The 12,896-nt window shown below is 58.5% G+C and carries 11 protein-coding genes; 4 read left to right on the plus strand and 7 right to left on the minus strand.

The window, feature by feature from the left end; all coding sequences use genetic code 11:
* Positions 1-169: 169 nt before the first annotated feature.
* A complete protein-coding gene (locus tag KEHDKFFH_RS05080) occupies positions 170-1,276 on the minus strand; it encodes a helix-turn-helix domain-containing protein (protein ID WP_104320908.1) in 1,107 nt (368 codons plus the stop codon).
* A gap of 225 nt (positions 1,277-1,501) precedes the next feature.
* On the opposite strand from KEHDKFFH_RS05080, the gene KEHDKFFH_RS05085 reads away from it, so the two are divergent.
* Positions 1,502-2,407, plus strand: a complete 906-nt coding sequence (locus KEHDKFFH_RS05085; protein ID WP_104320909.1) for a metal-dependent hydrolase — start codon at positions 1,502-1,504, stop codon at positions 2,405-2,407.
* Positions 2,408-2,535: 128 nt separating this feature from the next.
* On the opposite strand, the gene KEHDKFFH_RS05090 is transcribed toward KEHDKFFH_RS05085, so the two are convergent.
* The 3 genes from KEHDKFFH_RS05090 to KEHDKFFH_RS05100 all read right to left on the minus strand — a co-directional run bounded on the left by KEHDKFFH_RS05090 (position 2,536) and on the right by KEHDKFFH_RS05100 (position 5,386).
* A complete protein-coding gene (locus KEHDKFFH_RS05090; RefSeq protein ID WP_104320910.1) occupies positions 2,536-3,321 on the minus strand; it encodes a class II glutamine amidotransferase in 786 nt (261 codons plus the stop codon).
* Between the two features lie 47 nt (positions 3,322-3,368).
* Positions 3,369-4,469: a GGDEF domain-containing protein gene (locus KEHDKFFH_RS05095; protein ID WP_104320911.1), complete on the minus strand. Its 1,101-nt coding sequence runs from the start codon at positions 4,467-4,469 to the stop codon at positions 3,369-3,371.
* A 101-nt stretch (positions 4,470-4,570) separates the two neighbouring features.
* On the minus strand, positions 4,571-5,386 hold the full coding sequence (locus tag KEHDKFFH_RS05100; protein WP_104320912.1) for an SDR family NAD(P)-dependent oxidoreductase: 816 nt from the start codon (positions 5,384-5,386) through the stop codon (positions 4,571-4,573).
* A gap of 205 nt (positions 5,387-5,591) precedes the next feature.
* Here KEHDKFFH_RS05100 and KEHDKFFH_RS05105 point away from each other — a divergent pair, with 205 nt between their 5' ends.
* Both KEHDKFFH_RS05105 and KEHDKFFH_RS05110 read left to right on the plus strand, forming a co-directional pair.
* On the plus strand, positions 5,592-6,050 hold the full coding sequence (locus KEHDKFFH_RS05105; RefSeq protein WP_104320913.1) for an NfeD family protein: 459 nt from the start codon (positions 5,592-5,594) through the stop codon (positions 6,048-6,050).
* A gap of 2 nt (positions 6,051-6,052) precedes the next feature.
* Positions 6,053-7,087 carry an SPFH domain-containing protein gene (locus KEHDKFFH_RS05110; protein ID WP_104320914.1) on the plus strand — a complete coding sequence of 345 codons (1,035 nt, stop codon included), beginning with the start codon at positions 6,053-6,055 and terminating at the stop codon, positions 7,085-7,087.
* Between the two features lie 14 nt (positions 7,088-7,101).
* On the opposite strand, the gene yfbR is transcribed toward KEHDKFFH_RS05110, so the two are convergent.
* Positions 7,102-7,695 (minus strand): 5'-deoxynucleotidase, encoded by a 594-nt coding sequence (gene yfbR / locus KEHDKFFH_RS05115; protein ID WP_064229317.1) that lies wholly within the window; start codon positions 7,693-7,695, stop codon positions 7,102-7,104.
* 106 nt (positions 7,696-7,801) lie between these two features.
* Between yfbR and KEHDKFFH_RS05120 the strand changes: the two genes are divergently transcribed.
* Entirely contained in the window at positions 7,802-8,626 is an 825-nt protein-coding gene (locus KEHDKFFH_RS05120) for a substrate-binding periplasmic protein (RefSeq protein ID WP_241956437.1), read from the plus strand.
* A 2-nt stretch (positions 8,627-8,628) separates the two neighbouring features.
* Here KEHDKFFH_RS05120 and KEHDKFFH_RS05125 read toward each other — a convergent pair whose 3' ends face one another.
* Positions 8,629-11,454 carry a DUF748 domain-containing protein gene (locus KEHDKFFH_RS05125; RefSeq protein ID WP_104320915.1) on the minus strand — a complete coding sequence of 942 codons (2,826 nt, stop codon included), beginning with the start codon at positions 11,452-11,454 and terminating at the stop codon, positions 8,629-8,631.
* 79 nt (positions 11,455-11,533) lie between these two features.
* Positions 11,534-12,820 carry an MHYT domain-containing protein gene (locus KEHDKFFH_RS05130; protein WP_104320916.1) on the minus strand — a complete coding sequence of 429 codons (1,287 nt, stop codon included), beginning with the start codon at positions 12,818-12,820 and terminating at the stop codon, positions 11,534-11,536.
* Between the last annotated feature and the right edge of the window lie 76 nt (positions 12,821-12,896).

Below are 12,896 nucleotides of genomic sequence, written 5' to 3' on the forward strand. Positions count from 1 at the left end.
TTAAGACAGGGCAACAAAAATTAAGACGGCAATCTCTTCTGTAAGCAGGGCGTGGGGTGGGGCATTATTTTTTCGGGGAAAAAGATGTCTGAGCGCAGCGAGTTGTTTTTACCCGAAAAAATAATGCCCCACCCTGCGACCACGCTCCCAACCAAGCGGTCCCAAAATATCAGGGCCCCACCTCGGGCGCAGGGTCCGGACCACCTTCGCGAAACTCGCTGGCCGACTTGCCGGTCCACTTCCGGAAGGCCCGGCTGAAGTTGGAGAGGTCCGCATACCCCAGCTCGTAGGCAATCTCGCTGACCGATTGGTTGGTATAACGGAGCAACTGGATCGCCCGGTCTTTCAGCACCGCTTCGACAATTTCCCGATAGCTGGTATCCCGGTCCGCCAGCCGGCGTTTCAGGGTGCGGGACGAGACGCAGAACCGTTCGGCCATGGCTTCCAGTGACGGCAAGGGGCCCGGCATCATCCGGAGCATGTTGCGGATCGCCAGGACAATGTCACCCTGTTCCTTCAGGGCCTTCTGCAGTTCGAACTCGCACTGGTCACGGGCCATTCGGGAGGCTTCGGCGTCGGCCAGACGCATACGCACCTCCAGAAGCTCCCGGGGGAACACCATCATTTCGTCGGGCTGGCCGTATTCGAACCGAACGGGAAGCTGGTCGGCAAACTGCCGGTACCAGGGCGGCTCCGGGGCGCTCAGGCGAACGGTGACACCCGACAGCTTGCCGTCTTCCAGGGCAAAGCCGTGTTTTGCCGCGTCCTCCCGGTCCAGGAGCTGTTCGGTCAGCAGAATCAGGGTGGCGCTGACGGTCTCGGCCAGAAACGGATAGAGGCCGGGCACTTCGAATTCGGTGCAGAGTTTTACCAGCACCTGATCCCCTGCTTCGGACTGGCTCATGCTGAGAAACGGCACTCGCAGGTGCAGGTATCGGCGCACAGAATCCAGGGCATCGGCGAAGGTGGGGCTGGTGAGGGCGGCGAAGCCCAGAGTGCCGTGGATTGTCAGCCGCAACTCCCGGGCCAGCATAAAGCTGAGACCGTCCTGACCGGCCAGGTTCATGGCCCGCTTGGCCATTATGATGGCATCGGTGACAAACACACGGCTGTCGTTGGACTTGAGATCGTCCGGGCTGAAGTCCAGGCCTTCATAGAGTAACCGGTCGTTATAGCCCAGTTGCCGGACGGTCTCGGCCAGAACCCGCAGGTAAGCGCCCGGCACCAGAAACAATCCCAGCATCTGCCGTTCTTTGTCCGGACCGGTTGCGCTCATTGGCATTCCTTATTATTCAGTTGGCTGAAGCACTTGGCCTGACTCTATCAGATGCCTCCCGCCACTACAGTGGGGCCCGGCACACCCGGGTCGCCGTCAGCATGGCCAATCAATTTCCTGCCCGTGTCCCATCCTGATCGACTGCCGTCCCCTTTGCGCATTCCTGCCTGACCTTGACTGCCCCACACTGAAGCCATGACATCAGCCAGAGTGAGGAGTACACACATGCTGAGCAGCAAAACCGCCGAAAAGAAGACGGCTCCGGTTACCCGGGCCTCCAACACACCCGGCAACGTCACCATCACAGCCCAGCGCATGGGGTTTGAATTCGGTGAGCAGGTGCCCCGTTACTGGGTCGATAACAGCTATACCATCAGCCACATCATGAACGGGCTCTCGGTGCTGTTTCCGCAGGGCGAGCAGTTCTTCGTGGATTCGGTAAGAGCGTTCCGGGACCAGATCTCCGATCCCAAGCTGAAGGAAGAGATACGCGGGTTCATTGGCCAGGAGGCCATGCACTCCCTGGAGCACATTGCCATGAACCAGCACGTTCGTGACCAGGGCATGCCGGTGGAAGAGCTCGAGAAACACCTGGAAGTGGTTCTTGGCATTACCAAAAAACTGCCCAAACGCCACCAGCTGGCTATCACCTGTGCCCTGGAGCACCTCACCGCCATGATGGCCGACATGCTGTTGGCCCGTGACGATGTACGCGAAGATATGGATGAATCCATGCGCCCACTATGGGTCTGGCACGCGATTGAAGAAACCGAGCACAAGGCGGTTGCCTTCGACGTGTTCCAGGCGGCGGGCGGCACCTACGCCGAAAGAACCTTTTATCTGGCGTTCAGCACAGCGGCCCTGGGTGTCATGAGCACCTATTTCACCAGCCGGATGATGCTGAACGACCGCAAGAACTTCTCTTTGAAAGACACGGCTACCGGCCTCTGGCGACTCTGGGGCGTAAACGGCACCTTCTCAAGCCTGATTCCCACATGGCTGGAGTATTTCAAGCCGGGTTTCCATCCCTGGGATCATGACAACAGCGACCTGATTGCCCGTTTCAAGGAAGAAATCCAGGCGCATATTGCACCGCAGTACCAGAAGGGTAATCGACGGACTCTGCAGTAATCTTGGGAGTTACGCGGACAAGCAGGTGGGGAGGCCTTTGTTCCGGGAAAAACAACTCGCTGCGCTCAGACATCTTTTTCCCTGCACAAAGGCCTCCCCACCCACTCATCCGCTTGATCTGGCAGAGATCAGCTGCCCGCTTTGGCCACTCCGGATCGAATAACCTCTCCCTTTCGCCAAAGCCGCCATTCACCTGGCTGGTAAACATCCCACTTTTCATCTGTGGTCAGAGGTTCAGTAACGATCACGCTGACGATGTCGTTGGGCGTCGTTTCCGATTCGAAATCCACCGTCACGTCCGCGTCTTTCAAACGGGCAGGGCCGAACGGTGCCCGTCGGGTAATGCTGGCCATTTTGGTGGTGCAGTAGGTGAACAGCCAGTCGCCGTTGCTCAGAAGAAGGTTGAACACGCCCTGGCTGGCGTAAGCCTTCGACAAGCGCACGAGCCGATCGGTGATGTCGTCGGTGGGGGTGTTCCGGTCGCAATGGCTGCGCAGGTGGTTGAGGATATCGCAGAACAGGGCTTCGCTGTCGGTGGTGCCGACCGGCTCGTAGAAGCCCGGATTTGAACGGAAGCCGGAGAGCTGGCCGTTGTGGGCGAATACCCAGTAGCGGCCCCAGAGTTCGCGCATGAACGGGTGGGTGTTGGCCAGGCAGATTGCGCCGACGTTGGCCTGGCGGATGTGGCAGATGGCTACTTCGCTTTTGATGGGATGAGTCTGGACCACTTCGGCGATTCGGGAACTGGCGCTGGCGTCGGCGTCGTGGAAGGCCCGCACGCCTTTGCCTTCGTAGAAGGCCACACCCCAGCCGTCCTTGTGGGGGCCGGTCTGGCCGCCCCGACGGGTCAGGCCGGTGAAACTGAAACACAGGTCGGTGGGCGTATTGGCGCTCATGGCCAGCAGTTCACACATGGGCTACTTCAATCTTGCAGGAGGATGATGGCCCAAGAATACCGGAATCAGCCGGCTTCGACAGTCAGAATCTCAAGCTGACGGGGGTTATGGCCAGCCCCTACAACCCGATTTCGCCCGGCTCGCTTGCCGCTGTAGAGCCAGCGATCGGCAACCCGGAACAGGCTTTCGGCCTCGCGACCATGGTCTGGCCACTGGGCGATCCCGAAGGAGGCAGTTACCCGGATGCGGGCATCGCCGTAAGATAGTTCTCGCTCGGAGATTCGCTGACGCAGCTCGTCCATCAGGACAAATGCATCCGCCGGTTTCACATCCCTGAGAATCAGGCCGAACTCCTCGCCACCCAGGCGGCCGACAAAGTCGGTGCTTCTCAGGCGCTCGGTCAGGCATCGGCTGATGTTCTTCAGAACAAAGTCTCCGGCCTCATGGCCCAGGGTGTCGTTGACAACCTTGAAGTGGTCAATATCCATCACCACCAGCGCAAACCCGGCTCCACTGCGATCACACTCGGCGATGGTGCGGTTCAACGTGCCCTGGAAGTTACTGCGATTGGCGAGGCCGGTCAGTGCGTCCGTCTGGGCCATGTCCACCAGGCGCTGTTCGGCCTCTTCACGGCGAACCTCATACATGTGAATGAAGGCCAGCATCAGTGCACCGCACAACACCATGTTGAGCAGATCGATCATCGCGTGGAGGCTGCCGACCTGGTCAAGGTGGATGTAGTAGATAACGCCGCCGACGATCATGAAAGGCGCGCTGAGAATCACGCCTTCTTTCTTGCCAAGCAACAGGTAGGCAAGAACCGGCATCATCAACACCCAGACGAAAGCGGACACCGAGGCTTCCGGTAACAGCATGATCACCAGGAAGAATGCGAACAGGGGCACCAGATAGGCATAGACCCATTGCTGTAAATACGGTGTCGACTTCAGGCGCCAGACGCCGAAATACAGCAACGCGCTGGCACACAACTCAGCAACCCCCACCCAGGGGTAGCCATTGAGGAACTGCAGGCATGCGAAAACCACCAGTGCCGAGCCGGTGATCAGAAAAAGCAGCCGCATCAGTGAGCGGCGATGGCTGTCGCGCAGACCCGAGCGGCTCTGTTCCAGAGTGGCCCCCAGGTCGGAATGGTGAGGCGTATTCATGCTGACTCTTCCTTGGATCAGCTTCCGAGTATAGCCCCGAAAAACTGTTTGTAAAACGTACAACGAGCCCGACCTTCAGGCCCGCTGCACGCATCGGTTCTTCAGATATAGAGGTTCTTGCGGGAGAAACGCTCCACCAGCGGCTGGTAAGCGGAACCCAGCAGACGGTTGATCGCATCAATACCCCAGGCATCCGGGCCCACCAGTATGCGGGACTCATTCTTGAGGATGCCTTTTACAATGGTTTCTGCGGCTTTCTCGGGCGTGGTCATGGCGAGTTTATCGAAACCTTTACGCTGGGCGACGGCGTTCTCGGACTTGCCCATTCGGGCCGCGTTGGCGATGTTTGTGCGGATACCCCCAGGGTGCACACAGCTCACCGCCACCGGCTGGTTCTCCAGCTTCATTTCCTGGCGCAGAGCTTCGGTGAATCCGCGCACCGCAAACTTGGCGGCGTTGTAGGCGCTCTGCTTGGGCACGCCGATCAGGCCAAACACACTGGACACGTTCACTACATGGCCATCGCCCGAGGCAATCAGATGTGGCAGGAAGGCGCGGGTACCATGGGCAACGCCCCAGAAATCAATGTCCATGACCCATTTGAAGTCCTCGTCGGTCATCTCGCGGACCGTGGCAGACAGGGCAACGCCCGCGTTGTTGATGACCAGATTGACCTGGCCGAAATCTTTCACAACCTCCTCCGCATGGGCAAAGATGGCATCACGATCAGACACATCCAGCGAGTAGGTCTTCACATCGGCGCCTTCAAGCGCTTCCGCGGTTTCCACGAGGCCTGCCTCATTGACGTCAGACAGCGCCAGCCGGCAGCCCCGGTCCGCCAGCGATCTGGCGAGCGCGCGGCCGATACCCGAACCGGCACCGGTAACAACGGCAACTTTGTTCTTCAGATTCTTCATGGTCACAGACCTCTTGATTGTAGGCACATCAATTAAAGCAGATACTCTACCAATTGCCTGCCGGCGGGATATGGCTTTAGTGAACCAGGCCACATGGCATTCCGGCCACCCTCTGACGCGGCACCCGGTTTCCGGTACAATCCTGTGCCGTTGGTCGGTGCACGACACCGACCCTCTACCTCCCCCGAACCTGTGGATTTTCTGTATGGAATGGAGTCTTACGCATTTCTGGCTGATCCTGGCCCTGGTGCTGAGCCTGGCGGAACTGGCCTCAGGTGTTCTGTTACTTCTGGCCCTGGGCATCGCGGCCGCGCTGACCGCCTTGCTGGCCTTTCTGGACATACCATTCGAATGGCAGCTGGCCGGTATGGGGCTGTTCTCGGGAATCCTGGTGCCTGTCGCCATTCGCTGGATTCGGCCGCGCTTCTCACCAAAGGGCGTGGCTTATGGCACAACCGGTACGGGCGTGGAGCAGGGCCGGCGTTACCAGACCCTGAAGCGGGATTTCGACGGTGCGACTGGCATCAAGGTCAATGGTGATTTCTATCGCCTGCGAGTGACTGACACCGGAGAAACCGACCTACCGGAAGGAACCGACGTCATTTTCAAACAGTTTGACGGCACCACCGCCGTTGTTGAGACGATCACACACAAGGAACAGTAAGCATGGAACAGTATCTTTCACCCGGGCTGATCATCAGCCTGATTCTGGTCGCCATCGGCATCTTCATCATTGCCAAGGGGCTGGTCATCGTGCGCCAATCCGAGGTCATGGTTATTGAGCGCCTCGGTTCGTTCAACCGGATCCTCGAAAGCGGCGTGAACATCATCATTCCCTTCATCGAGCGGCCACGGCCGATCACCATGCTTCGCTACGTGCGCATGGGCGAGGATTATCATCCGGTGATGAGCGATGAAGTCCGGATTGACCGCCGGGAAACGGTTATGGACTTCCCGGGACAGCCGGTAGTAACCACCGACAACGTGACGGTTAAGATCAACGGCGCCCTCTACTACCAGATTATTGACCCCCGCCGGGCCGTTTATGAAGTGGCCAACATGAGCCAGGCGGTAGAAGTTCTGGCAAAAACCACTCTGCGCTCGGTGGTGGGCAAGATGGAACTGGACAAGCTGTTTGAATCCCGCAGCGAGGTGAACAACGCTATCCAGGCAGAGATGGAAGAGGCCGCTTCAAAGTGGGGCGTCAAGCTTACCCGGGTCGAGGTCCAGGACATCAGCATGCCCGAAGAAGTGGAAGAAGCCATGCGCCTGCAGATGGCTGCGGAACGAAAGCGCCGGGCCACGGTCACCGAAGCCGAGGGCGAAAAGTCGGCGGCGATCGCCATGGCCCAGGGCCAGCGCGAGTCCGCCATTCTGAATGCCCAGGGCGACAAGGAATCCGCCATTCTCCGGGCCCAGGGCGAGCAGGAGTCCATTCGACTGGTGCTCAGCGCCATGGGTGACTCCGAAGAGAACAAGCAGACGGTTATTGGCTACCTGCTGGGCCAGAGCTATATCAAGGTTCTGCCGAATATGGCAAAAGAGGGTGAGCGGGTATTCGTACCCTATGAATCCTCAGCGCTGCTGGGCTCCATGGGCATGTTCCGGGAACTGGCCGGCAGCCCCGAGGACACCGTTCGCCAGCATTTGCAGCGCGATGGCCTGCGTGGCGGGCTGGTTGGTTCCGCGGGTAACAGTTAAGCCCTGAGAAACTTTCAACCGAGCAGGTTATCCAGGGGTTGCTCATAACTGGGGGCAAACACCTTCAGGAAATAGGCAACCTCTGGCAGTCCGTCTGCGTCCAGCCGCTGGCGGATCTGTCGGGCGGCCGGCTCGAATTCCTTGTTGCCGGCCCGGATCTCCGCCTGGCACTTGAGCCACGCCGACAGCCTGTCGGCGGCTTTGATCAATTCTTTGTCTTCTGCCGGTAACTGCGATTCCCGAACGTAGGGCGAGAAATCCTCCCGCAGATCCTCCGGCAACAGCGCCAGCAGCTCGGCCTCGGCCTTGTGCTCGATGTCTCCGAATGCCTCACGCATCACCTTCGAATGGTATTTCACCGGTGTCGGCATATCCCCGGTAATCACTTCCGTCGCATCGTGGTAAAGCGCGGCCGCGGCAATGCGGTCGGTGTTCACCTGGCCGCCAAAATGCCGGTTTCGGATAATGGCAAGGGCGTGGGCGAGTGTTGCCACCTCCCAGGAATGGGTGGCCACATTTTCCTCAATGGCATTTCGCATCAGCCCCCAGCGCTTGATCCAGCGCAGGCGGGAAACATAGGCGAAAAAATGGCTGGCAACGTTACCCATCACATACAGACCTGTTTTGCATTAGTTCATAATCTTTTGCTTCAGATGCACAAAATCCCCGTGCTATTCTGAATGCGTATTCAATTGTTACACAACCGGGGATACCGTGTCCGCCAAAGCCCATATTCGGAAACTGCTGGCCATCCTTACTGCCGCTATTGTGCTGGCAACGGCGCCGGTTCATGCAAACGAAACCGAAATCACTGTGGGCGTTTACCACTTTCCTCCAGTCGCCGGTGTTGGCAACAGCGGGGAAGCCACAGGCCTGCTCGGAGACCTGCTGAAGGAACTTGAGCAAGCCCACCCAACGGTATCCTTCCGGGTCTTTCATACCTCGCCCAAGCGACGATACCTGGATTTCGACGCCGGCCTCTACGACGTCATCTTCTTTGAAAGTCCCGACTGGGGCTGGACAGAGAAGGAAGTGGACATCAGCCGTCCGATCCTGGCCGACGAAGAACTGTATGTCGCTCTCAAGAAACCGGGCAGAGATTCCTCATTCTTTGACGATCTGCACAGCCGATCCATCGTCGCCATTTCAGGCTATCACTATGGTTTTACCGGGTTCGAAACCGACAATTCGGTACTGGAACAGACATTCGATATCGAGTTTTCCGACAGCCACAGCCGCAACATAAATCTGATCAAGGCCGACCGGCCGTCCGTTGCAGAGGTCGCCATTGTCAGCTACTCCTACCTGCAGCGGCACCTCGCGCGGCATCCGGAGGACTGGGACACATTACTGATCTCAAATGAGCCCGACCAGCGCTATCGGCTCAGCATCATCGCCCAAAAGGGCGGGGCTGCGACCGCAGACGAGATGCTGCGACTGCTTGCGCCACTGGTGGACAACGGTCGATACCGGCAACTCGTTGAAAAATGGGGCCTCCAGTTACCAGCTGGTTTTCTGACCGGTTTCAAGGCCCCCTGAATTCAACGAACATCCAGGTTGAACGCGACGATAACGTTACCTTCGCCTCCCACTTCCGCATTTCGAGCCGGATCAAGCAGGAATAACTGATCAGCCGGTACTCCGTGGGTTTGCTGCAGGACATTGCGCAGGGTTACACCTCGCGAGGACGCCAGGTTGCTCAAAGCCTCCGGCGCCAGTGAGCGCTCACCCGCCAGGTAGGCTTCACGGGCCTCCTGCCATGCCTCCTCGGACAGTTCCTGCTTACCGCCGGCGGTCAGATCGTCCCGCAATAGCGCAAGTCCGTCTGCCTGGGGTTCAATGTTGCCCCGGATATTCAAAAGAAGGTCTGGCCGTTCCAGCAGCGCGTCTGCCAGTGCTGCCAGCTTTTCGGCCTCACCCTCGGCCAACTGGATACTACCGGGAATAAAGCTTACCTTGCCAAGCTCTTCCCCGCTCAGGCCGGCCAGTTCGGCAATCGAGCCAAGCATACTGAACGGCGACGCAGCCGCCTTCGCCAGCAGGTTCACAAATGCCCGCATCACCACCTTGCCGACGCTGAAGTCCGGGTCGGACAGATCGCCGCTGATGGGCAGGTCCACTTCGATAACCCCTTTGCTGTCCCGTAACAGGGCCAGACCCAGCTTGACCGGCGCGTTGACGGCCTCATCGCTGGCTATGGCGGATCCCAGTTCAAGGCGATCCATCACCACCAGATTGGAGGCATCAATTCTTGAGCCGGCAATTTCGTAATCCAGATTCAGATTCAGTTTGCCACTGTCCACGCCATAGCCCAGGTATCGACCAAAATAAGGCGAGAGCGCGGGCAGCGACACATCCTGCATCATCAACTGCAGGTCACTGACATCCTCTGTTCCGAGTGTGCCAATGGTACCCTCAAAATCCAGATCCGCCACGCCGCCAACGCGGCCCCGGATGGACACCTTGCCCTGCTGAGGGGAAATGTTGCTCAGCCCGGTTACGCTGCCATTCAGCTCATCGAACGATGTAGTGAAGACCGGGTCCAGAGTACGATCAGTGTAAGCCAGCTCACCATCCTCGAGCATCAGCTGGCCAATGCGGAAAATGAACTCCGGTTCGGAATCCCCCGCTCCCTGAGCGTCCGCAGCCGGTTCCTGTTCTTCGGCTGAACCGTTTGTCCTGGCAATACGCTCCACGTTATGGACACTGTCGGTATTTCGGACGATGTTGATAACCGGCTGCGCCAGGGTCACGGTGCCGATTTCCAGCCGGGCGGGATAGACGTTGTATTCAATCGGCGCCAGGCGCAGGGTTTGCCACGACACCAGAGATCCGGAACTGTCAGGCAGCTTCAGGTCAAGGCCGGCCACTTCCGCAGTACCGCTGAAGGTGCCGGTGAGAGGTTCCTGCTGGCCGTCGAGATCCAGATTGCCATCCACCGCCAGAGTGCCGGTGGTTATGGCAAGGTTGGCGCCTTCCTGAACGTAGGGCTCGAAGGCCGCCAGTGAGACATCGCTGCCGGAAATGGCAGCCTCCAACGTAAACGGCGCAGGGGTTACCTGGCCGTTCAAAGAAAGCTTCCCGCCACTGACCAGCGTTCCGGCCACCTTGTAAGTTACCGGCTCGTCAAGTTGATGGCTGAGTTCGCCAATTGAAACCGAGAGCTGTTCAAGGGCAATTTCAGCCGCCGTCGCCGGCTGACTGTCCTGCCATAGCACACGCCCTCCGGAAAGCGTTACACCCGCAACGGACCAACGGAATGGCTCGCCGCCGGCGGAAGCTTCGCCGGCGCTTGCAGCCTCACCGTCATCGGATGACAGCGGCGCCAACCAGTCGATCTCTCCGGTTGCGCTCCGCGCCAGGGCGAGTTCGAGGTTATCCAGAGAAACCTGGCCAATGCGGACCTCCCGCCGGTTAAGGTCGAAACCGATGGCATCCACAGACAGCATGGCGTTGCTCAACCTGGCCTGTTCACTCTGCTCATCCAGGGCAACCGCAAGATTATCGAGTTCCAGCTGACCGTTGGTCGTTTCCAGGTAAAAAACGTCACCGGCCTGCACTTCGTAGTCCGAGCTGAGGGTAACGCTGCCACCACGCAGGTCATAGGGGAAAAACGGTGCCAGAAAATGCGCCAGGGTTTCATGATCCACCGATGACACTTTGAGGGTACCGTTGGAATAGAACGGTGCGACACTCAGATCGCCCTGCCACTCGATGGTCTGGCTACCCAATGCCGCCAGCAGGGAATAGTCGCTATCCTGTCCCTCCCGGCGCCAGGTAGCCAGATCGTTCAGGGTCAGATCCAGCGGGATGATCCGGAACTCTGCCATAGTCTCCTTGGTGAAATCCCGGAACAGCATTTCACCGCCGTTGAGCTCGATTCTCCCGAAATAAAGCCTCGGCGGCGCGGCCGAGTCATCGGATTGCCCGGCTGCCGGCTCTGCCTCGGCAGGCTCCGCATTGGCCGCCTGCCAGTCCCTGGCGAAATTAACGCTGTAGTCCTCCAGCAGATCCACCCGAACGTAAGGCTCGTCCAGTTGAATCGCTTCAAAACCGGCAATACCACGAACCAGCTGGAAAAAATTCATGTCTACCATGAGCCGATCGAAGCCAACCACCTGTTCACCATCAGTGTCGGCTGCCGACAACCCCAGTGCTTCGACCCGCAAGGTAAATGGATTGGTATGAATCTCGGTGATTTCTGCCTGCCAGCCCATGCGCTGATCCAGCTGCTCCGGCACCAGCCGCTCGAGCCACCAGGGAAGAAGCAGGAAACCGGCCAGGGTGTACAGAATCAGAAGGGCCAGGAATCCAATCAACAGATTCCTGGACATGTGACTGCGTTTACGGCTTTGAGCCACGGACATCTCCTTATAAACGGCGGATTCTCGGGGCAATCTTTCCCACCTGCCTGTTCACAAGGATAGTCGGCCTTGTGCCGGTTTGTCAGCTGTGGCGGTTATGACCCGGCAACACCAGTTCCGGGTCAGAAACCATGTTCGCAAACTGGCCAATCTCGTTAAGATCTCTGGGCACCATGGCAGCGCGCAACAGCTTGCGTGTGGAGTTGCCGGTAACCGGATAAGCGGACTGACCCGCACGCCAGGTGACCTGCATCGCCGGAGTCCCGATGCGCTCATCAATCTGCCGTAGCCGCTTGTACATGAACGCGTGCTGACTGTCCTCATGATCCGGCACCAGGGCAAAGAAGGCGCTGGCCGAATACCGGGCCAGAAATACCGGCTCCGACATCTGATCCCGCAGTGCTGCACTGATTTCCCTGACTACCGCATTCAACGATTCGTCACCCATGCCAGTGGAAAGCTCACGAAAGTTGGCAATATCGAGGAAAATCAGGGCAAACGGGTTACCACCTGCGTTGTCCCGAGCAAGGATATCCAGCATTCGTTGTTCCAGTGCTGAACGATTCGGCAGCCCGGTGACAGGATCGGTGAAAGCGAGCTCTGCCACCCGCAGGTCTTCTTCTGCCTTGAACACCGCAAGTTCACGCTGGTGTTTCACGTCCATAACAGTGACCACCAATGCGACAGCGAGCAGCGCAATACAGAAAACGGCCAGTGGTATGCCCATCCAGGCCCCTTGCAGGCCATTATCAGCCGACGGTACGGTACCTTCAGGGAAGGTCATCGCCATCATGCCGGTGTAGTGCATGCCACAGATCGCCGCAGCCATGACCAGAGCAGCCACAAACTGAGTGGCCATGGATCCTGAACCGTCCATGTCCTGTAGTTTACGGCACAGGGCAAGAGCGGCCCCGGAAGCAACGATGGCAATCACGATGGAAACGATGAGAAACCCGATATTGAATGTCGGCGGTGCTGACATTCGCATCGCGTACATCCCCAGGTAATGCATGACCACAATGCCGCCGGCCATGGACAGCGTCGCACCGATAAACAGGGGCGATCCCAGACGCTCACGCCCGATGATGTGCAGTGCAACGCCGGAGGCAAGCACAGCGGCAAACCAGGAAACCGCCGTCATCAGGACATCGAACGACATGGCGACATCCATCGGCATGGCCCGCATGCCCACAAAGTGCATGGTCCAGACACCGGTTCCCATCAACAGGGCGCCGGCGAACAGCCACTTCCGACGCTCGTCGGTGTTAGCGTTGGCCAGCCTGGCACCAAAAAACAGGGCCGCATAAGCCGCCAGCACAGCGATCAGGAACGATGCGACGACAAGGGGCAAATCATAGTTGGACATCATCTTGTTCAGACCTTTTGTTGGTGTGTGCGAACGGGCCAGCTTTCCCTGCTATTGATTGCTGACCTGCATCAATGTC

It is taken from the genome of Marinobacter maroccanus (assembly GCF_002933275.1).
GTDB lineage: Bacteria > Pseudomonadota > Gammaproteobacteria > Pseudomonadales > Oleiphilaceae > Marinobacter > Marinobacter maroccanus.

Coding starts and splice junctions, on each gene's coding strand:
- KEHDKFFH_RS05125 (WP_104320915.1), bottom strand. CDS start 11,454: ATGTCCGTGGCTCAAAGCCGTAAACGCAGTCACATGTCCAGGAATCTG.
- KEHDKFFH_RS05080 (WP_104320908.1), bottom strand. CDS start 1,276: ATGAGCGCAACCGGTCCGGACAAAGAACGGCAGATGCTGGGATTGTTT.
- KEHDKFFH_RS05085 (WP_104320909.1), top strand. CDS start 1,502: ATGCTGAGCAGCAAAACCGCCGAAAAGAAGACGGCTCCGGTTACCCGG.
- KEHDKFFH_RS05105 (WP_104320913.1), top strand. CDS start 5,592: ATGGAATGGAGTCTTACGCATTTCTGGCTGATCCTGGCCCTGGTGCTG.
- KEHDKFFH_RS05095 (WP_104320911.1), bottom strand. CDS start 4,469: ATGAATACGCCTCACCATTCCGACCTGGGGGCCACTCTGGAACAGAGC.
- KEHDKFFH_RS05100 (WP_104320912.1), bottom strand. CDS start 5,386: ATGAAGAATCTGAAGAACAAAGTTGCCGTTGTTACCGGTGCCGGTTCG.
- KEHDKFFH_RS05110 (WP_104320914.1), top strand. CDS start 6,053: ATGGAACAGTATCTTTCACCCGGGCTGATCATCAGCCTGATTCTGGTC.
- yfbR (WP_064229317.1), bottom strand. CDS start 7,695: ATGGGTAACGTTGCCAGCCATTTTTTCGCCTATGTTTCCCGCCTGCGC.
- KEHDKFFH_RS05130 (WP_104320916.1), bottom strand. CDS start 12,820: ATGATGTCCAACTATGATTTGCCCCTTGTCGTCGCATCGTTCCTGATC.
- KEHDKFFH_RS05090 (WP_104320910.1), bottom strand. CDS start 3,321: ATGTGTGAACTGCTGGCCATGAGCGCCAATACGCCCACCGACCTGTGT.